This window comes from Vibrio sp. TRT 17S01, assembly GCF_050113695.1.
Lineage (GTDB): Bacteria > Pseudomonadota > Gammaproteobacteria > Enterobacterales > Vibrionaceae > Vibrio.
Window position 1 is genome coordinate 547,527 of record NZ_JBNJOG010000001.1, and the last position, 19,988, is coordinate 567,514.

Annotated in this window: 15 protein-coding genes; 5 read left to right on the forward strand and 10 right to left on the reverse strand. The window is 43.5% G+C overall.

Features of this window, described 5'->3' with window-relative positions; translation table 11 throughout:
• Positions 1 to 80 precede the first annotated feature (80 nt).
• The 4 genes from ACQEXS_RS02400 to ACQEXS_RS02415 all read right to left on the reverse strand — a co-directional run bounded on the left by ACQEXS_RS02400 (position 81) and on the right by ACQEXS_RS02415 (position 3,448).
• On the reverse strand, positions 81 to 1,094 hold the full coding sequence (locus ACQEXS_RS02400) for a tetratricopeptide repeat protein (RefSeq protein ID WP_367988919.1): 1,014 nt from the start codon (positions 1,092 to 1,094) through the stop codon (positions 81 to 83).
• A gap of 78 nt (positions 1,095 to 1,172) precedes the next feature.
• The gene (locus tag ACQEXS_RS02405; RefSeq protein WP_367988920.1) at positions 1,173 to 1,841 is read right to left on the reverse strand and encodes an OmpA family protein; all 669 of its coding nucleotides are present in this window, start codon (positions 1,839 to 1,841) and stop codon (positions 1,173 to 1,175) included.
• Positions 1,842 to 1,959: 118 nt separating this feature from the next.
• Positions 1,960 to 2,643 (reverse strand): DUF2786 domain-containing protein, encoded by a 684-nt coding sequence (locus ACQEXS_RS02410; protein ID WP_427012677.1) that lies wholly within the window; start codon positions 2,641 to 2,643, stop codon positions 1,960 to 1,962.
• Between the two features lie 121 nt (positions 2,644 to 2,764).
• Positions 2,765 to 3,448 (reverse strand): DUF3334 family protein, encoded by a 684-nt coding sequence (locus ACQEXS_RS02415; protein WP_367989169.1) that lies wholly within the window; start codon positions 3,446 to 3,448, stop codon positions 2,765 to 2,767.
• A gap of 204 nt (positions 3,449 to 3,652) precedes the next feature.
• On the opposite strand from ACQEXS_RS02415, the gene ydiJ reads away from it, so the two are divergent.
• The 5 genes from ydiJ (at position 3,653) to ACQEXS_RS02440 (ending at position 12,673) form a co-directional block, all read left to right on the forward strand.
• Positions 3,653 to 6,682 (forward strand): D-2-hydroxyglutarate dehydrogenase YdiJ, encoded by a 3,030-nt coding sequence (gene ydiJ, locus ACQEXS_RS02420; RefSeq protein ID WP_427012678.1) that lies wholly within the window; start codon positions 3,653 to 3,655, stop codon positions 6,680 to 6,682.
• A gap of 45 nt (positions 6,683 to 6,727) precedes the next feature.
• Positions 6,728 to 7,189, forward strand: a complete 462-nt coding sequence (locus ACQEXS_RS02425) for a methyltransferase family protein (protein WP_427012679.1) — start codon at positions 6,728 to 6,730, stop codon at positions 7,187 to 7,189.
• A gap of 135 nt (positions 7,190 to 7,324) precedes the next feature.
• Positions 7,325 to 8,890 carry a S1 family peptidase gene (locus ACQEXS_RS02430; protein ID WP_427012680.1) on the forward strand — a complete coding sequence of 522 codons (1,566 nt, stop codon included), beginning with the start codon at positions 7,325 to 7,327 and terminating at the stop codon, positions 8,888 to 8,890.
• 226 nt (positions 8,891 to 9,116) lie between these two features.
• Positions 9,117 to 10,715, forward strand: coding sequence for a S1 family peptidase (locus tag ACQEXS_RS02435; RefSeq protein WP_427012681.1), 1,599 nt, complete (start codon positions 9,117 to 9,119; stop codon positions 10,713 to 10,715).
• 311 nt (positions 10,716 to 11,026) lie between these two features.
• Entirely contained in the window at positions 11,027 to 12,673 is a 1,647-nt protein-coding gene (locus ACQEXS_RS02440) for a S1 family peptidase (RefSeq protein ID WP_427012682.1), read from the forward strand.
• 79 nt (positions 12,674 to 12,752) lie between these two features.
• Here ACQEXS_RS02440 and ACQEXS_RS02445 read toward each other — a convergent pair whose 3' ends face one another.
• The 6 genes from ACQEXS_RS02445 to hutC form a co-directional block, all read right to left on the reverse strand.
• Positions 12,753 to 13,478: a DUF3581 domain-containing protein gene (locus ACQEXS_RS02445; protein ID WP_427010154.1), complete on the reverse strand. Its 726-nt coding sequence runs from the start codon at positions 13,476 to 13,478 to the stop codon at positions 12,753 to 12,755.
• 129 nt (positions 13,479 to 13,607) lie between these two features.
• The gene (gene hutH, locus ACQEXS_RS02450; protein ID WP_427012683.1) at positions 13,608 to 15,140 is read right to left on the reverse strand and encodes a histidine ammonia-lyase; all 1,533 of its coding nucleotides are present in this window, start codon (positions 15,138 to 15,140) and stop codon (positions 13,608 to 13,610) included.
• 11 nt (positions 15,141 to 15,151) lie between these two features.
• The gene (gene hutU, locus ACQEXS_RS02455; RefSeq protein WP_427012684.1) at positions 15,152 to 16,849 is read right to left on the reverse strand and encodes a urocanate hydratase; all 1,698 of its coding nucleotides are present in this window, start codon (positions 16,847 to 16,849) and stop codon (positions 15,152 to 15,154) included.
• Between the two features lie 41 nt (positions 16,850 to 16,890).
• On the reverse strand, positions 16,891 to 17,898 hold the full coding sequence (gene hutG, locus ACQEXS_RS02460; protein WP_427012685.1) for a formimidoylglutamase: 1,008 nt from the start codon (positions 17,896 to 17,898) through the stop codon (positions 16,891 to 16,893).
• Positions 17,891 to 19,105, reverse strand: a complete 1,215-nt coding sequence (gene hutI, locus ACQEXS_RS02465; protein ID WP_427012686.1) for an imidazolonepropionase — start codon at positions 19,103 to 19,105, stop codon at positions 17,891 to 17,893. The genes hutG and hutI overlap by 8 nt, the downstream gene beginning before the upstream one ends.
• 103 nt (positions 19,106 to 19,208) lie before the next feature.
• Positions 19,209 to 19,922, reverse strand: a complete 714-nt coding sequence (hutC, locus tag ACQEXS_RS02470) for a histidine utilization repressor (protein ID WP_367988932.1) — start codon at positions 19,920 to 19,922, stop codon at positions 19,209 to 19,211.
• Positions 19,923 to 19,988: the final 66 nt, after the last annotated feature.

Here is a 19,988-nt window from a genome sequence, read left to right on the forward strand (position 1 = left end):
TGGGAGGGGGATCGATTGCGCTAACTTAATAAAAATTAAAGTCTGTGACTGATGTTATTGCTAAAGGTGTAATCTTGTAACTATTTGTTAACGTGATGCAGGATGATTTTCAGTGCGTTGTTGAGCCGTTTCATTTCTTCTTCACTTCCTTTTAAATCGGGGTGATAAATTTTTGATAACTGCTTAAAGCGTGTTTTGATCGCTTTTTCATCAGGAAGCCGATTAGCTTTAAAACCAAACATGGCACAAGCAAGGGAAAGCTTGTTGTGCTCAGGTGAGGGCTGATTAGTTGCCGGCTTGGATGACTGAAGCTTTTTAAATTGATGAAAAAGTGTTTCCAGCTGTCTTTTTTGTTGGCGAATGGTCGCTGTTTGCTCTTTTATCTTCGTTTCTAGTTGTTCTGAGTGAGAGTCAGATTGGTTAGACGCAAAGTGTAAGCGCTGTTGCAATTTGTTGTTTTTGCGCCAAAGCAGCAACGATAGAGCGAGCGTCAATAATAACGAGCATGCTAGACCAATAAGAGCCGAGCTATTTGTGAGCATAGGTGATGCAGATGAAGAAGCTTTAACATCTAGCTCAGCATACGCTTCGTCTAATTGGTCTATCTCTGCAATTTGCTTTGCCCGTCTTTGGTTGAACTTCCGCTCTAAAATTCGTGCATAAGCCGCTTCTGCTTGCTCATCATACGGTGCTGCAACTTGGTACCATAATTCTGCCATCTCAAGAGCATGAGGTGTAGTTTTACTATTTTCGTAAATGGTGGCAATTGCCACTTGGGCCTTTCGGTTCCCTTGGCCTGCTAATGTTGTTAACCAATAAAGGCCAGCGGTCTGATCGACTTCTGTTCCAAGCCCTTTAAAGTATAGATTTGCAAGTTCGAAGGTTGCGAGCTCATGACCTTGCTCAGCAGCTTGTTGGTACCAGTAAAATGCTTCTTGGTAAGAGCGCGCTGTACTTTCGCCTAAACGGTATAATTCCGCCAATTCGTATTGAGCAACTGCGTCGTTTTTTTCAGCAAGAGGGAGTAACTCATCTACAGATGAGGCAAAGGCGAAGTTAGAAAGAATGGTGAGTAAAAGAGTCAATCTTCTCAAAAGAATACCAATCCCTAGTATATGAATGACACGTCAGCAGGAAGATAGAGTTAGCCCGAAGGCTAACTCTGAATAGTATTATTTTAGCGGAAGAATTTGAATTTCTACACGACGGTTACATGCACGGCCAGATGTTGTGTCGTTTGAACAGCGTGGGTAGCGCTCGCCGTTACCACGAGCGATGGCACGACCAGCTGCAACACCTTGCTGCACTAAGTATGTGCGTACAGACTCGGCTCTGCGTTCTGATAGAACTTGGTTTGTAGTGTCGCTACCAGTGCTATCGGTATGACCTTCAATCACAAGGCTAGTGTCAGGGTATTCAACCAGAATGCGTGCGACACCGCGAAGCGTGTTGTGAATGCTTGAATCAAGTTGGTATGACGCTGTTTGGAAACCAATGCCATTTTCCATACGAAGGATAAGTTGGTTTTCACCAACACGCTCTACTTGTACGCCAGAGTTGAGTAGCTCTTGACGTAAAGCCGCTTCTTGTTGGTCGAAGTAGTAACCAACACCACCACCAACGGCAGCACCACCTGCGGCACCGATTAGAGCATGCTTACGACGCTCTTTGGCATCATCACCCGTCGCAAGGCCAACGGCCACACCAGTCAGCGCTCCAATGATCGCGCCTTTAGTCGCTGAGTTTGTTTCCGTTTCACCTGTCGTTGCGTTTTGACGTTGTGTTGCTTGACAACCCGAAAGAGCAATAGCGACAGCAAGAGCTAAAGTAATCTTTTTCACAGAATGTTCTCCATGTGTTCTCGAAATTGCGCCAAATAAACCTTTTTGAGGCATCCATGTCAAACTTAAGACCTATTTTTTGACTGAATATTTACCTAGTAGAACTAAAGTGGCTTGTTTAGCGTAGCATTTTTGGTGCTTGAGCACCGTTTATAGGACGGCTTACGGACACAGTACGGCCCTTTTTTAATCCTACTTCATAATCTTCCGTGATGTTTTTCATCGCTTCTTTTAACTGTTGTTTAAAGGTTTCACGGTCGATGTTTTGGAACTCTTTGTCGATATAGCTATCGATCTTTTTTGCGGATTCTTCATCTGGTGTGATGATGGGGAGCTTTTCTAATGCACCTTCTACCCAGCCTGATACGAATGAGTTTACTCTACGAGACACTTCGGTGCTTGATGTACCAGTTCCGGCAAAGCTGTTGCGAAATTTACCTGTTTGTTCATTCATTTCACGATAAATGATGTCAAAAGCGAATGCCGCAAAGATGGCTCTGTCAGCTTCACCAATAAATTCAACACGCTTAAGGCCTTTGTGATTGAGCAATACCGCCTCAACACCAAACTTAGTATTAATGCCACGGATAATGCGTAGCAGCAATGAACTAATACTGGTAGGTAGGAGATGAGAAGACTGCGTTTTGCCCATTTTGATGAATTCGATGTCGTCTTTATCGAGGCCATATTTCAACATCAAACGGTGGGCCATCTTAATAGCGTTAGCGGCTTCGTTTACATTTGCTGAGTTACCAAGTTCAAGACATTTAGCGATTTTCTTGAGGGCTTTTTGTTTATCCATCGACGACAGCAAGGCTCTTTAATTTTGCAAAGTCGACTATTTTAACGTGTTCTGAAATAAAGTTGAAATAAATAAGCGGGAAAAACGGCACTGAATGAACAGTACCGTCCGTTTCAAAAGGTTAGATGCCTAGCTCATCTAGGAGGTCATTGGATGCACCTTCATTGGCTGCTGCCTTTGTTTCCTTCTTAGACTGCATCTGCTGCTGGGTTTGTTCAAAGATGCTATCAGGACATTCATCCTGAGCTTCATCGAATTCTTCCAACTGAATAAATTCCGTTTTATCCATCGCAAGTTCAAGATAGAAAATGTTATTACCTTCAGTCGAGAAGGTCACTCTTCGCGCTTGTGGTCTATCAAGATTAGTATCAACCGACAAGTTCACCTGTTTGTTTAGAGACAACATCTTAGGTTGATTTTGAGTGATGTGTGTTTGCAGTTGCTTACGCACTTTATTGGTAAAATCACCGACGATTTGATTCATCAACTCACCAAGTACATCACCAACTTCATCTGAGGTATGTAAGACTGCGAGCTCTTCTTCTGGCATACCCATGTTGCGCATATAGTTGGTGTAAACCTCAAGAGCGGCTTTGGAAGTGAAGTTAATTACGACGAGACCAGAGAAGCCACCATCAAACAGAACAAAGCAACCAAAGTCAGGTTTCAAGCTGGTTTTGGTGATCTTCTGCACCATGGCAGAATAGGTAATATTTGAATCAGTGGCAGAATTCAATACGGTTGAGACAGATTGGCAAAGCTTAAGCAGTATATCTTCAGTAGTTACGACTTTATTTTTCTTCATTTTGTTATCACTCATAAAAACACACTTATTTCTCTAATTGATGATATTTAAGTGTGGGAAAGAAATGCGAGAAGTTCCATTCTGTCACTGAGATTCTGTTTTGATCACCCTTTTAAATGTTGTAAAGTGACGAAATTCAAAAAGATTATTAAATAATAGGAACCCTGAGCTGATCGGATCAGCGCAGTAGAGGGCAGGAAGCAAATGTTACCAAGACTTCATATCCATTCTGATGTCGACCCAGTAGTACAAAATTTTTTGGAAGAGCTGCGCAATGCAGGTTTTACTGGCGACATTGAAACTCAATATTCTAGCCGTTTAGCTGTTGCAACAGACAACAGTGTATACCAACAACTTCCTCAAGCGGTTGTTCATCCTAAATCGACGCAAGATGTGGCTTTAATTGGCAAATTGAGCACGGCCACGGCTTATGAGCGAGTCACGTTTTCACCGCGAGGTGGTGGTACTGGAACAAACGGACAGTCTTTGACCAAAGGTGTGGTGGTTGATCTTTCTCGTCATATGAACAAGGTACTGGAAGTTAACCCAGACGAAGGTTGGGTCCGAGTCCAAACTGGTGTGGTGAAAGATCAGCTCAATGATGCCGTAAGGCCCTATGGTTTTTTCTTCTCTCCGGATTTATCAACCAGCAACCGAGCAACGCTCGGCGGCATGATCAATACTGATGCTTCGGGGCAGGGTTCTTTGAAATATGGCAAAACGTCAGATCATGTTTTATCGCTACAAGCGGTTTTTGCGGATGGTTCGATATTAGAATCCGATATGAGTCATGGCTTACCCGAAGAAGGTGAGTACGCATTTCATGCCCTTAAAGTGACGGAACAAGTGTGCCGCGATAAGCGCGCGCAAATTACGGCTAAGTTTCCACCATTAAATCGGTTTTTAACAGGTTATGACTTAAAAAATGCCATCACCGAAGACGATGCATTTGATATCACAAGAGTGTTGTGTGGCGCCGAAGGCTCACTTGCCTTTATCACCGAAGCGAAGCTAAATCTCACCCCCATTCCTAAACTGCGTACGCTAGTCAATGTGAAATACAACAGCTTTGATGCTGCTTTACGGAATGCGCCGTTTATGGTGGCGGCCGATGCCTTATCAGTTGAAACCATCGATTCAAAAGTACTCAATCTCGCTAAGCAAGATATTGTTTGGCATACGGTGAGCGACTTATTGACGGATGTCGAAGGCAAAGAAATGCTCGGCATCAATATGGTTGAATATGCTGGGCAAGATGAAGCAGAAGTCAATCGCCAAGTGCAGGCGCTTTGCGACAAATTAGATGCGATGATGCAGGCGGGAGAGGCCGGGATTATTGGTTATCAAGTTTGTAGTGACTTAGCCTCAATTGGACGTATTTACAACATGCGTAAGAAGGCGGTTGGTCTACTTGGTGCTGCTAAAGGCCGTGCTAAGCCTGTTGCTTTTGCGGAAGATACGTGTGTACCTCCCGAAAATCTGGCGGACTTTATCGCTGAATTTCGTCAGCTGCTTGATTCGAAAGCACTTAATTATGGCATGTTTGGGCATGTGGATGCGGGTGTGCTTCACGTTAGGCCAGCGCTGGATCTGTGTGATCCCAAGCAAGAACGTTTGATGCATGACGTTTCTGATGAAGTGGTCAAGCTTGTTGCCAAATATGGTGGCCTGATGTGGGGCGAACATGGTAAAGGGTTCCGTTCTGAGTATGGACCTGAGTTCTTTGGGCAAGAGCTATTTACTGAGCTTCGACGAGTAAAAGCTGCCTTTGACCCTCACAATAAAATGAATCCGGGTAAAATTTGTACGCCGTTAAACAGTGATGCTGAACTCGTCAAAGTGTCAGATACAAAACGTGGTTACTTTGATCGACAAATAGACGTTCAGGTTAGAGACAGTTTTAAGCAGGCGATGGAATGTAATGGCAATGGTCTGTGCTTTAACTACGACACCTCATCGCCGATGTGTCCTTCTATGAAGGTAACGGCCGATCGTCGCCATTCACCAAAAGGAAGGGCTGGTATTGTTCGTGAATGGTTGCGCCAACTGACCGAACAAGGCGTCGATATTCTCGATTTAGAAAAACAGGCTCTAGATTCAACCGCTTCCATCAAAACGTTGATAGAACGAGTGAGAAATTCGCTCAACAAACGGCATGAATATGATTTTTCTCATGAAGTGTATGAAGCCATGAATGGTTGTTTAGCGTGCAAAGCGTGTGCGAGTCAATGTCCGATTAAAGTGGATGTTCCGAGCTTTCGCTCTCGATTCCTAAATATTTACTACTCAAGATACCAGCGACCAATGAAGGATTATTTGGTGGCTAACATTGAAACCATGTTGCCATTGATGGCTAAAGCACCCCAAGTGGTCAATGGCGTGCTTAAGCAGAAATGGGTTCAGCAATTGACAGCATCAACGGTTGGTTACATTGATGCGCCATTGATGTCAGTCCCTACGTTAAAGCAAAGGCTCACGGATCTTGAAGAGTTTGATTTGCAGACGTTGGCCGCGATGTCGAAAGAAGACAAGGCACAACGGGTATTGATTGTTCAGGACCCTTTTACTAGTTTCTATGATGCGAGTGTGGTCGAGGATTTTGCTAAACTGGCTATTAAGCTTGGAAAAATACCAGTTCTATTGCCATTTAAGCCAAATGGTAAGGCACAACATATTAAAGGCTTTTTGCAACGTTTCGCTAAAAATGCGCAGACCACAGCCATGTTTCTTGGGCAGGTTGCCGACCTAAGCATTCCACTTGTTGGTGTCGACCCCGCATTGGTTCTGTGTTATCGCGATGAATACCAAGAGATCCTTGGTGATAAACGCGGCGATTTTGAGGTTTTAACCGTTCATGAATGGCTAGAGCCGAAATTGGGTGAATTTGAACAAAGTACAGAACCTAAATCTGATGAATGGTATCTACTGGCTCACTGTACTGAGAAGACGAAGCTCCCCAACGCTGAGAAAGAATGGGGTGCGATTTTCTCTCACTTTGGTGCCAAATTGGTTACTGTCCCTGTTGGCTGCTGTGGTATGGCAGGAACGTTTGGCCACGAGGTAGATAAGCTAGAGATGTCAAAAGACATCTATGGCTTGAGTTGGCAACCAAGCTTGGCCAAATTGCCCAAAGAGCGCTGTTTGATCACCGGATATTCATGTCGAAGCCAAGTCAAACGTTTTGAAAACTTAATCACCAAACATCCGTTGCAAGCTTTGCTTCAGTTAGTTTAAAAATATAGCCCGGCGAATTGCCGGGCTTTTTGCAGGAGGAGGAATATGAAGGTACTAGAATTAAAAGTGCCACCAGTGGCACTTTTTGTCGTTATGTTGGTGTTGATGTATCGGCTTGCTCGGGAGTTTTATAGCATGCATGTAACAGTTCAGTATGCAGGGTGGGTTTTATTTATTGCAGTAATTTTAGCTGGGTTTGTTGGCTTGTCTGGTGTGTATGAGTTTCGAAAAGCTAGGACGACGGTTAATCCGGTGAAAATTGAAACAGCGTCTGCTGTTGTTGATTCAGGTATCTTCGCTTATACGCGAAACCCAATGTATTTAGCCTTAGTGATTTTGCTTATTGGTTTTGCCATTTGGTTGCAAAATGTCCTCTGTTTATTGGGCCCAGTATTCTTTGTTCTGTACATGAATCGCTTTCAGATTCAACCGGAGGAGCGGATGCTTGAGCGGTTATTTGGACATGATTATTTACAATATAAACATAAGGTTAGGCGGTGGGTCTGACCAGTTAATGATAAGTGTCACATAATTGAATTTCATATCATTCGGATGAATGAAATTACGTCCTATAACATTGTGTTTTATAAATTGAGTCAATATTATTTTCGGGAATAATTATTATTAACAAGGAATCCATGTATGGAAAACAAAATTCCCGTTTTGTTGGCAGCAGGCTGTTTGGGCCTGTCTTTTTCTTCTAGTGCGTCAGATGTAACCCCAAGAATTATTGGTGGTACGGAATCTCCGGCAGGCCAATGGCCGTTTGTAACAGCGTTAGTTAAAGCGAGTAAAAGTGGTGGAGAAGGCCAGTTTTGTGGTGCGAGTTATATCGGAGAGCGTTATGTAATGACAGCCACTCACTGTCTTACCAATACTTTGGCACAAGACATTGAAGTGATCATCGGTAAACAAGATTTAGCGTCTGCGACAGATGCGGATCGATATGCAATTAAACGTATTTATTTGCATGAAGATTACGATGAAAGCAGCGCATTGCAAAATGATATTGCTATTCTTGAATTAGAAAGAGATGTTGCAGGTGGAACTGCGGTTACTCTCGCGGAGTCGACGTTGAGAGACGCTCTTGCTCCAGGTCAAGCCCTGACTGTTATGGGGTGGGGAGATATGGATCCATCGCCGGCTTTCGATGGGCCTTCAAAACTACACCAAGTTGATGTTGAGTTGATCAATCAAGACGCATGTACAGGGGCGGGTGATGATTATGCCTCGATTGAAGTGAATGCATTTTGCGCCGGCCTTGAGCAAGGTGGGAAAGACTCTTGTCAAGGTGACAGTGGTGGCCCGATCATTGTGAATGATGGTGGCGTGGCCAAACAGTTGGGTATCGTTAGCTGGGGTGAAGGATGTGCTGTAGCAGGTCAGTATGGTGTGTACGCTAACGTGAGCCATTTTGCCGATTGGATTGCAGAAAAAACCAGTGGTTTCAGCTATGACCAAATAAACTGGGCAGATGTTCAGGCTCTGGGTAGTTATGAATATAGTTTTGTTTATGAAAATAACACAGGGAATAGTATTACCCTCAGTTCACCAACGGTGACAGGAGGAAGCATCGTTTCTTCTACCTGCGATCAACCAATTGCATCAGGCTCTAGCTGCTCCGTAACAATTAACTACACCATCAGTGATTATGGACAATCTCATGCTGAATTGGTGATGAATAATGACCAAGGTTGGGCTCCAATCAAATCAAGAGTTTACTTTGAAGGCCGTCAAGTCGCTTCTTCAGGACTCGCGAATGCGGTTTCCATACCTAAGGCAAATGTCTTTAGTAACGGTTTTGAGTGGCGAGTAGAAGGGAGCGAGTTGAGTTCTGCTGCGATCGGTGATCGCCAAGAATCAGCCCTAATTATTACGGGAATTCCTCAAGGTAGCTTAACTGTCGACATTTCAGTTTCAAGTGAGCCTGGGTATGATGATGCGTTCATTTTTGTAAATGGTGGTTTCATCAAGCGCATGACGGGAGTTGATAGACAAACACTTGAATTGCCTTTAAGCAATATCAGCGGCAATAAGCTTGAAGTCTTTTATGTAAAAGATGGCTCAAATGCAATGAATAGCGACAAAGTTACCATTCACTCAATGCGACACAGTAGCCAAGCAACGCCATCTGATAGCGGTGGTGGTTCGTTTGGCTTATTGACACTTTTCGGTCTAGGGCTTTTATTCCGACGTCGTCAAGCCTAATACAAACAAAATGGAAAACACCCGCTTTATGCGGGTGTTTTTATTTCTATTAACGGCGTTATTGCAAATTAACTTGGAATACATGTCACTCTCGATATGAACTGCGTCGCATTTAAAACCTTGCCCCGACCTGTATATCACTAAACTTTTGTTGTTCGATTGTTTCTCTCCATTTAGATGAATAACATTTACCAATCAGAATGTTACAAACAAAGGAATGGTTGTCATGAGAAATAATCTAGCCACGCTGATGGCGATGAGCTGTTTAACAATACCGAGTCTGGCTTTGGCGACGGATGTTGCTCCAAGAATTATTGATGGAACGCCAGCTTCATCCTATGACTGGCCGTATATGGTGGCATTAGTTGAAGCTGGCAAGAATAACTTTGATGGGCAATTTTGTGGCGGTAGCTTTATTGGTAAACGCTACATTTTGACTGCGGCACATTGTGTTGATGGCGTTGATGCACAGCAAATTGAAGTGTTGGTAAATACCGATGATCTAAATTCAGGTGGGGCTCGCGTTAGTGTAAACAGTATTTATGTTCATGGGAGCTATTCATCATATTGGTTAGATAATGATATTGCTATCGTCGAGCTATCCCGCGAGCTTGAGTCTCATGAAGCAACGCCAGTAACTTTAGCAGCTTCAAGTACTCGAAATAATACACCAGCTGATACATGGTTGACGGTTGCAGGTTGGGGAACCACAGAGCCGGAAGGGATTCATGTAAGACCAAACCAATTACAACAAGTGGATATTCAGTTAGTCGATCAACAAAAATGCTTTGAGGTTCATGGTGTTTCGAGCAGTAAAGATAGCGTTAGCTTTTGTGCCGGACTACCTCAAGAAGGGTATGATTCCTGCCGCGGTGACAGTGGTGGTCCACTTATTGTGAAAAACTCAGGGGTTCAACTGGGGATCGTGAGTTGGGGGAGTGCACGTTGCGGAGAAGCAAATAAGTATGGTGTATACACAAACTTAAGTTACTACACTGATTGGATTGAGAGAAATACTTCCAGTTTAAGTTACAAACCGAGTCAAGATCTCGGGATACTACCGCATAGTGCATTCTCACATACTTACACGTTGGCAAACTACTCTGATAACCCGATTACATTTAATCAATACAATTTTAGTGTTAGTCAAGTTAGTTCAATAACCAACAACACTTGCAGTGTCAAAGGTACGCTAAACTCTGGCGAAACTTGTAATGTGACCGTTCTGATTACTCCGGGCAACTATGGTTCGTATGAAGAAAGCTTATATGTTTCTTATGAACAAAATGGGTATAAGGACGTATACCTGACACTTGCTTTTGAAGTGGCCAATCAAGCTTCATCAACCCTAGTCAACGCAGTAAACGTACCAAACGACGGGGTTTACAGTAACGATCATGAATGGCTTCCGTACTCAAGTGGTATCCGTTCTGGCTATATTGGTGCAAACGAGACATCTATGATTCTTATTGATGGTATTCCAAGTGGTGAAATGACGTTTGATTTGAAAGTATCAACTGAGTACGTTGATTATTTCAAAGCCTATATCAACGGTAATTTAGTGGAGTCCACAAGTGGTGAGTACGAAACCCCTATTGTTGTTACTTTCCATTCTGATTCCAACCGATTGAAATTGGAATACGTAAAAGATGGCTCGATTGATCAAGGTGAAGATGGTGTCTTTCTCACAAATATAGCGTTTAATTCTTCAACGAGTTCTGAAGATTCTTCTTCACAGAGTGGTGGTGATAGTAGTGGCGGTGGTTCTCTTGGCCTAATCTACTTAATGAGTTTATTACTCTTGGCGCGACGTCGATTAAACTAACCTTGAACAAAAACCCGCTTATGCGGGTTTTTAATACTTAGAATTTTTGAATAATCTGATCGCCCAGCAATAATTATTGTTAATTAAGCTTAATGCTTTCATATAGTACTTCTTTCATTTTTCCCTAAAGAAACAATAAGCACAGTCGATAATTCAATTGAACATTTAATTTTTACTTATTAATTCATATTGAAACAAACAAATTTGAACGCAATGGAATAATGTTTGTTAATAAGAAATAATAATAAAAAATAATTAATAATAGTCAGTTGTGCATATATCATATTTAATATGGTTAAGAGGGTACCATTATGCGTAAACTTAATTGGTTAGTCTTGTATTGTTTATTCATTCCGTTTTATTCATGGTCATTGACAGTCGTGGAGCCCAGAATTATTAATGGTAAACTTTCAAAAGTTGATGATTGGCCATATATGGTGGCGATCGTGGCAAAAAACAGCAGTGCTTTATTCGGGCAGTTTTGTGCTGGAACATTATATAAACAAAAATATGTTATTACAGCGGCCCACTGTTTAACAAAAGTGACAAAAGATGACATCGAGCTCGTGGTTGGCATTCACACGCTCAGTAAGGAAGCAGATGAAGGTATCAGACTTGCGGCTAAAAAATTCCGAATCCATGAGGCTTATGAAGCCCGTTCATTACGTAATGATATCGCAATCATAGAGCTAGAACGGCAAGTGCTTTCCATTGAAGCTCCGAGCGTTGTGTTAGCTCCGGCGAATAAGTCTCAAGAAATGGTTGAGGATTCATTATTAACCGTAATCGGTTGGGGGACTCAAAGCCCAACAGGAAGTAACACTCGTAGTGATGGCTTAATGCAGGTTAACGTGAACTATAAAAGTGATTCAACATGTGCAGCAAACCCTGTTTTTGCGAATGTTGGCGCAGACAATTTCTGTGCTGGGAGGCCTGAAATTAATGGATACGACTCATGCAGAGGAGATAGTGGTGGGCCTATCGTGTATGCAGAAAAAGGGGTATACAAGCAACTCGGTATTGTCAGTTGGGGAAGCTATCAATGTGGGGATATCAATACGTATGGTGTGTACACAGACATTTCGTATTTTTCTAAATGGATTGAAGAGCACACCTCAGGAGTTATCTACCCGCAAGATATTGAGCTTGGCTATAAAAGCTTAGGAGCAGTTTCTTATACACTCGACTATCAGAATAATACCCAAGAAACGATTTACTTTGACTCGTTTAATGTTGTCGTTGAAGGGAGTGGAGACGCGAACATTCTAGAAAATGGATGTTATCAAGCATTGGTTCTTCCGCAAGAATGGTGTTCTGTGACGGTAAATAGTACGTCGTGGAGTGTTGGGGATTTAAGCTATCAAGTAAACGCGCGAGTTAATACTGGAAAAAATATCGTTACATTACCTTCAGTTGTAAGTATTAATTATAGAAATAAAGCAGACGATGAATTACTTAATTTATTACCGAATAATAGAAATATATCAATATATCTGAATGACAACCCTTGGGAAAAGATTTCAAATGGGCTACAGTCAGGTGACGTGTCAAATAATGAATTATCAGAACTGGTGATCACTGGTTTATCTAAAGGAACTTTAAGTCTAGATATTCAAATCTCATCGGAAAGGTATTTTGATAAGCTCAATGTTTCATTAAATGGGAAATTATTGGACTCCTTATCTGGTGAGATAGAAGAAAGCCGAACAATTCAGTTTCATAATGAAAATAACACCTTGAAATTTGAGTATTATAAAAATGATTCAATCAGCGACGGTCAAGACACGGTATACCTAAGGAATTTTCGTTTAAATGAATCAAGCGAAGTTCCGAGTTCTGAATCCTCTAGTGTCAACAATAGTGCCGATAGCGGGGGTGGTGCCTTTAATATTTGGTTAGTATGGCTGCTTATGTTTAGATTTTTAGTTTGCCAGCGTGTACCGGTAAAGATCGCTTAGAGCAAAAACGATAAAGCCACCAAATAAATTGGTGGCTTTATTAAAGAGAGTTTGTACTTTGACTCAAATAGTATGGTGTTTACGCAGCAGCTTCAAATTGCGCTAGAAAACCGTCTTTACGTTCATTAAAGCGGTTTACTAAATCATCGATATTCTCTTGGTTATATGGTTTCAGGCCACTTGCAACCATGCGTTTCATGCCTTTGCCAACAACTTCACCGTTTTCCTTAAACTCAAAGTTAAGGGTAACAACACCACGTTTTCCGTCCACGTTAAAAGTTGCACCGCTAAACTCGACTTCTGGATGAGTCAGATCTAGGCGTTCAAATTCAACTTCCATGCTTTCATAAATCACTAACGGACGCTGACAATTGATCATCATTTGTTGCTCTTCCATCAGTGGAACCATGATGTGTGGGAAGTTCATGCCAGAAAACTGCACATACTTTGTAACAACATGTTCGATAAAGTCAGCGTTGTGGCTTACTGCGCCCTCACGTTTCATGTGTAGGTATTCTTTACCATTGGTATCAACAACAGCGGCTTCTTTTTCACACTTATTTTCGATGTTCAATGCAATGCCATCGCCAACCATGCCAGAAAAATCGAAGCGCATTTTTTGGCTGATGCCTTCTTTGCTTAGCAATACTGCAAACAATAAATCACCAGGAACACAAAAGCGTTTGTTGTCTTCGTCGTGGATAGGGTTGAAGTCACCCGCTACTTTTTTTGCAAAATGACTTGCTTGTTGGCGAGTGAATTGAAATTGGTGCTCTTGATTCGAAAAGTAAGGTGTTAAAAACATAATGTACGCTATATAGCCAAAACTGCGATGAATTATATATGAGTTCCACCGTTTAATGGTCCATCCAGTGGAGCAATTGCAAAATTCTGACATAGGTAAGAAAAAGGGTTCCGTTGGGAACCCTTTAAACTAAAAGCTTGGCAAAATATTGGTAGGTATTAAGTGGTTGTGTACCGCTAATTTTAACAGTGTATTGGCTTGCTCAATGTCAGGAGCAAAGTAGCGATCTTTATCATAAAAAGGTACTTTTTCACGCAAGATTTGCTTTGCTTCTTCTACACGAGTAGAGGACTTATTTGGCGTTCGGAAGTCTAACCCTTGCGCCGCCGCTAAATATTCAACGGCCAATATGCCACGTGTATTTTCACCCATATCACGTAACCTTCTACCCGCAAAGGTTGCCATGGATACATGATCTTCTTGGTTTGCAGAAGTCGGGAGGCTATCGACAGACGCTGGATGAGCAAGTGTTTTATTCTCACTGGCAAGAGCTGCCGATGTCACCTGAGCAATCATAAAGCCCGAGTTAACACCGCCGTTATCAACCAAGAATGGGGGGAGTTTCGATAGAGCACTATCAATAAGTAACGCCATGCGGCGCTCAGATAAGCTACCAATTTCTGCAATCGCTAATGCCAAGTTATCCGCGGCCATTGCGACAGGTTCAGCGTGGAAATTACCTCCAGAAATGATGTCGCCATCATCTGCAAAAACTAAGGGATTGTCTGATACAGAGTTTGCTTCCACTTCAAGAATGTCCGCTGCATTTCGAATTTGTTGTAAGCAAGCGCCCATTACTTGAGGTTGGCAGCGCAGCGAGTAAGGGTCTTGTACTTTCTCGCAGCTTGTATGCGATTCTCCAATCTCACTAGTGTTGTCCAATAGATGACGGTAGGCCGCAGCAGAATCCATTTGTCCACGGTGACCACGTACACGATGAATACGAGGGTCAAAAGGTCGTCTGCTGCCTAGCGCTGCTTCAACCGTCATCGCACCACACACGGTAGCAGAAGCAAACAGATCTTCTGCAGCGAAGAGTCCTTCTAACGCAAAGGCGGTGGAGGCTTGAGTCCCGTTTAATAGCGCTAAGCCTTCTTTAGGTGCGAGTGTGATCGGTTCTAGACCGGCAATTTTGAGTGCTTCAAGACCAGGAATCACCTTACCATTGTGGCGAGCTTGACCTTCACCAAGTAAAACCGTACTCATATGGGCTAGAGGGGCTAAGTCACCAGAAGCGCCAACGGAGCCTTTTTGAGGGACGCATGGGTAAACCTGTGAATTGACGAGATCAATCAGCGCTTGAATCACTTGTAGACGAATGCCTGAAAAGCCGCGAGCTAAGCTGTTGATTTTTAGAATCATCATTAAGCGAACGGTTTCATCTGACATCAATTTACCAATACCCGCCGCGTGCGAGAGTACGATGCTTTTTTGCAGAACCTCTAAATCTTCCGGTGCGATCTTAGTATTCGCTAATAAGCCAAAGCCTGTGTTGATGCCGTAAACCGTACGTTCTTCAGCGATGACTTGTTCAACAACACGCGTGCTTTCTTCGATGGCGGGAATAGCACTTGCATCAAGTGACAAGTTCACAGGAGAACGACTAATTTGACGTAGGTGCTTTAAACCCAGTGAGCCTGGGGTTAAGGTTAAGTTCAACATTGCCATCTCCTTCATTTAAGCTTTTGCAGTTCTTGATTGAGCATCGGTAAATCAAGTTGTTGTTCAGCAGCACATTGTTTGGCAATGTCGTAACCTGCATCAGCGTGGCGCATCACACCAGTCGCTGGGTCATTGTGTAGCACGCGAGCAATACGTTGAGATGCATCATCGCTACCATCGCAGCAAATCACCATACCTGAATGTTGTGAGAATCCCATACCTACACCACCGCCATGGTGCAGAGAAACCCAAGTAGCACCGCCAGCTGTATTGAGCAGAGCATTCAATAATGGCCAATCAGACACAGCATCAGAGCCATCCAGCATGCCTTCAGTTTCTCGGTTAGGGCTAGCAACGGAGCCTGAATCAAGGTGATCACGACCGATCACAACGGGCGCTTTCAGTTCACCATTTTTGACCATCTCATTAAATGCTTGACCAAGACGTTCACGATCTTTTAAGCCAACCCAACAAATACGTGCAGGCAAACCTTGGAATTGGATACGTTCACGAGCCATGTCTAGCCAGTTGTGTAGGTGGGGGTTGTCAGGGATGAGTTCTTTTACTTTTTGGTCGGTTTTGTAAATGTCTTCAGGGTCACCAGAGAGTGCTGCCCAGCGGAATGGCCCAATACCCTCGCAAAAAAGAGGTCGAATGTAAGCTGGCACAAATCCCGGGAAATTAAATGCGTTTTCCACGCCTTCTTCTAGCGCCATTTGACGGATGTTGTTGCCGTAGTCTAGCGTTGCTGCACCGCGTTCTTGTAAGTCAAGCATGGCTTGTACTTGGATCGCCATTGAGGCTTTTGCTGCTTTGATTACCTTAGCTTCATCTTGCAATCGTACTTGGGCAGCATGTTCCATTGACCAACCAATGGGTAGATAGCCGTTTAAAGGGTCATGCGCAGAGGTTTGATCGGTCACGACATCGGGTATGATGTTACGTTCTACTAACTCAGGGAAAACATCAGCTGCATTACCTAACAAGCCAACCGAAACGGGTGTCTCTGAGGCTTTGATGATAGCAAGTGCGTCATCAAGTGTTGTGGCTTTTTTATCTACATAACCTGTACGTAGACGGTAATCGATACGGCTTTCATCACATTCCACAGCGATCATTGAAAAGCCAGCCATGGTTGCAGCAAGAGGTTGTGCTCCTCCCATACCGCCAAGTCCGCCAGTCAGGATCCATTTGCCATTTGCAACACCGTCGAAATGCTGTTTAGCCACAGCTACAAAGGTTTCATAGGTGCCTTGTACGATGCCTTGTGAGCCAATGTAAATCCAGCTTCCTGCGGTCATTTGACCATACATCATCAAACCTTGCTTATCGAGCTCATTAAAGTGCTCCCAATTTGCCCAATGAGGGACAAGGTTTGAGTTTGCAATCAAAACACGAGGAGCGTTTGCATGCGTTGGGAAGACACCAACGGGTTTTCCTGACTGAACAAGTAGCGTTTGGTCGTCTTCAAGTCTTTCTAGCACTTCGACGATCTTGTCATAGCACTCCCAGTTGCGGGCAGCACGGCCAATGCCACCGTACACCACAAGTGAATGTGGGTGTTCAGCAACATCAGGATCGAGGTTGTTCATCAGCATGCGAAGAGGTGCTTCTGTTAGCCAAGATTTCGCTCTCAATTTACTGCCATGAGGGGCACGAATCACGCGTTCGGTATCGAGACGTTTATCTTCTACTTGGCGTTCCGTCATTTTAGACTCCTTGTGTTTCACGTATCTGTTTTATTGGATTGTTATAAGGTTTTCTTTTCTGCAAAGGCGTTTGCGATGTCCCAACACAAACGAGCGGCGAGTCGTGCAGTTTGGCTGTCAACATCATAAGTTGGGTTGTATTCGGCAATATCAGCAATGACCAGCTTGTCTTTGTAGTGCAAAATGCGATCAAGAAAGGGGGCAAGTGTATCCATACTTACACCACGAGCGGCTGGAGCGCTGACTCCAGGGGCCGTGGCCGCAGGGAAGACATCAAGATCGATGGTGAGATAGAGAAAATCGCAGTTGTCGATAAAGTGTTGCAGCTGCGTGAGGTGATAAATATGGTTTAAATGCGCTAGATCCTTATCTTCCACATACCAAACATTTAGCTCATCAGCTCGGTTAAATAGCGCTTGTGTATTGCTCGCTCGGCTTACACCGAGACAGGCATAATGAAACGGCCATTCATTCTTCTGGCAGAAATCGTAAATCTGATTAAAAGGGGTTCCCGAGCTGGGTTTCACTTCTGCGTGTGTGCTTTCAAAAGCACGCAAGTCGAAGTGGGCATCAAAATTAATGATGCCAATTTTTGGAGGCTTAGCAGGGTTTAAGAATTTGAAATATCGGGCTAGCCCTTGAAAAGAAGCCCAAGCCACCTCATGACCACCACCCAATGTAATCACTGGAGTTGAGTGCAATGCCTGAGCAATCACATCGGCACAACTTGATTGGCTACTCTCAAGTAAATCATCTTCACAGACGATGTTACCCAAATCAATCAGAGTGGAATCGTTGTGCCATGCCATATTTGCCAATGCGCGCCGAATCAAATCTGGCGCTTTTTTTGCGCCAATACGGCCTTTGTTTCGGGCAACACCTGCGTCACAGGCAAAGCCAAGTATACTGACGCCATTGCGGTAAGGTTGTAGTTCTTGATAGCGAAGCTGTTTAATTACATGGTGGACGCGTTTTCCGTCATTGCCATCTTCGGGGTCGTGACGGCCTTGCCAATGAAAATCTTGATTGATATTGATGGAATTAGACATGACGTAATTCTCCCTTCACCAGCCGAGCAGAAAGCTGAGGGATACCCACCTGATAGCTAAGTTCTGCTGGGTGAGAAACGTTCCAAATGGCTAGGTCTGCATCATAACCGGGTTGGATTCTTCCTCGGGATGTTTCCAAACCGAGGGCTTGCGCTGCGTGGCATGTTACCCCCCTTAATGTTTCTTCAGGGGTAAGGCCAAATAATGTGCAGCCCATATTCATCATCATAGTCAAATCTGCAAAAGGTGAGGTGCCTGGATTGAGATCGGTCGCCAGTGCAATAGGAATGTTATGTTCCCTTAGCGCATCAATAGGAGGTAGCTGAGTTTCTTTGAGGAAGTAGAACGCACCGGGAAGTAGGGTGGCAACGGTGTTGGAATTGCTCAGTGCTTGGACACCCTTGTTATCTAAATATTCAATATGATCAACCGACAATCCGCCATATTTTGCGGTGAGTTCACTGCCGCCGAGATTAGATAGCTGCTCAGTATGACCTTTGATATTTAGGCCATAGGCTATCGCTGTTTGAAAAACTCGTTCGGTTTGGGGTAAATCGAAGCCAATCGATTCGCAAAATACATCTACGCTACAGGCGAGCTTTTCTTCTGCAACCTGCGGGATGATTTCATGACACACCAGATCAATATAGCGATCGGCTTTGCCTTGATATTCTGGTGGCAGGGCATGTGCTGCTAAGAGCGTGGTTGAAATATGAATGGCACGATGATCTTGCAATGCCTTTGCTGCTCTGAGCATCTTAATTTCATCTTTTACACTTAATCCATACCCAGATTTGACTTCAATGGTGGTGACGCCACTTCGGATAAGGCCATCTAATCTGGGCAGTGCAAGCTCAACCAATTCATCTTGCGTTGCTAATCGCGTGGCTTTAACAGTAGAAAGAATTCCACCTCCTTGACGAGCGATTTCTTGATAAGGAATGCCCTGCAGGCGCATTTCAAACTCATTTGCACGGCTTCCTGCATAAATGAGGTGTGTATGACAGTCAATGAAACCGGGAGTCACAATGCGTTGTTCACAGTCATACGAAGCCAGTGCATTTTCAGCATTACCCGTTGTGATATCAGCAATCTTTCCATCACGGACAAGAATGGTTTGAGGCGCACTTACGGCATATCCTTGCTGTCCGTCTGCCATTGTGACTAGGCGTGCGTTGGTTAATGCGAAATCGTCGGGCTTACTCATGATGGTCTCGGCTCTTAAATGTATATACAAATAATGGTATGGAGCCGTTAATTGATCAAGGTGAATGTTGCGGAAATGTGATCAATAAATAGAAGAATATGCTTTACTGTAGGAGGACTTTAGAACTTAATTTGTATCGAGTACCGGGATGATAAAGCAATGCAGAGCTCACAAGCTTATCTTCACTCCATGTACGGCGGTTAAGCAATAGACATGGTTCGTTGGCTGACAGTTTAAGCGAGGTGCGGACGTGCTCATCAGCCACAATTGCTTCCACAGTATGTTCTATGGCGCTGAGCGGACAATTTTGCGAAAGATATTGGTTTGGTGTGGTAGTTGAAAAGTCTTGCTTCATGTAGTCAGGTGCGTAAGCGGCGTTTACCCAACGTAGTTCAAGCTGAATAGGGGTCTTATCTTCGAAGTGAATAATCTCACTATAGAACACTTGGCTGCCTAACATCACACCTAGCTTTATTGCTGTTGTTTCATTCGCTTTGATCGCCATATGTTTAACAACTTGGCTGTGATATGACTTACCTCGTTGAGCTACTTCTTCTGCAATATTACGTATATCAAGCAAAGGCGATTCGGCTTTATCGTCTGGAGCACAAACAAAAGTGCCAGCGCGTGGTCTGCGCTGCAATTTTCCTTCGGCAACAAGATCTCGGATAGCTTTGTTCACCGTCATACGACTTACTTGGAACTGCTTAGTGAGTTCTAATTCGGTAGTAATACGATGACCGATAGGCCACTGACCAGATTCAATTTTGTTTGAAATATACTGCTTAATTTGCAAATAAAGCGGTGAGTTACTCATTCTATCTCTCGATTTAATTGACTATACAAATGTTTGTTAAGTTGCCGACAATTTGCAAGTTTAAAT

What these genes read in the sequence shown, in the direction of transcription:
- ACQEXS_RS02410 (WP_427012677.1), bottom strand. Translation starts at nt 2,643, where the DNA reads ATGGATAAACAAAAAGCCCTCAAGAAAATCGCTAAATGTCTTGAACTT.
- ACQEXS_RS02415 (WP_367989169.1), bottom strand. Translation starts at nt 3,448, where the DNA reads ATGAAGAAAAATAAAGTCGTAACTACTGAAGATATACTGCTTAAGCTT.
- ydiJ (WP_427012678.1), top strand. Translation starts at nt 3,653, where the DNA reads ATGTTACCAAGACTTCATATCCATTCTGATGTCGACCCAGTAGTACAA.
- ACQEXS_RS02425 (WP_427012679.1), top strand. Translation starts at nt 6,728, where the DNA reads ATGAAGGTACTAGAATTAAAAGTGCCACCAGTGGCACTTTTTGTCGTT.
- ACQEXS_RS02430 (WP_427012680.1), top strand. Translation starts at nt 7,325, where the DNA reads ATGGAAAACAAAATTCCCGTTTTGTTGGCAGCAGGCTGTTTGGGCCTG.
- ACQEXS_RS02435 (WP_427012681.1), top strand. Translation starts at nt 9,117, where the DNA reads ATGAGAAATAATCTAGCCACGCTGATGGCGATGAGCTGTTTAACAATA.
- ACQEXS_RS02440 (WP_427012682.1), top strand. Translation starts at nt 11,027, where the DNA reads ATGCGTAAACTTAATTGGTTAGTCTTGTATTGTTTATTCATTCCGTTT.
- ACQEXS_RS02445 (WP_427010154.1), bottom strand. Translation starts at nt 13,478, where the DNA reads ATGTTTTTAACACCTTACTTTTCGAATCAAGAGCACCAATTTCAATTC.
- hutH (WP_427012683.1), bottom strand. Translation starts at nt 15,140, where the DNA reads ATGTTGAACTTAACCTTAACCCCAGGCTCACTGGGTTTAAAGCACCTA.
- hutU (WP_427012684.1), bottom strand. Translation starts at nt 16,849, where the DNA reads ATGACGGAACGCCAAGTAGAAGATAAACGTCTCGATACCGAACGCGTG.
- hutG (WP_427012685.1), bottom strand. Translation starts at nt 17,898, where the DNA reads ATGTCTAATTCCATCAATATCAATCAAGATTTTCATTGGCAAGGCCGT.
- hutI (WP_427012686.1), bottom strand. Translation starts at nt 19,105, where the DNA reads ATGAGTAAGCCCGACGATTTCGCATTAACCAACGCACGCCTAGTCACA.
- hutC (WP_367988932.1), bottom strand. Translation starts at nt 19,922, where the DNA reads ATGAGTAACTCACCGCTTTATTTGCAAATTAAGCAGTATATTTCAAAC.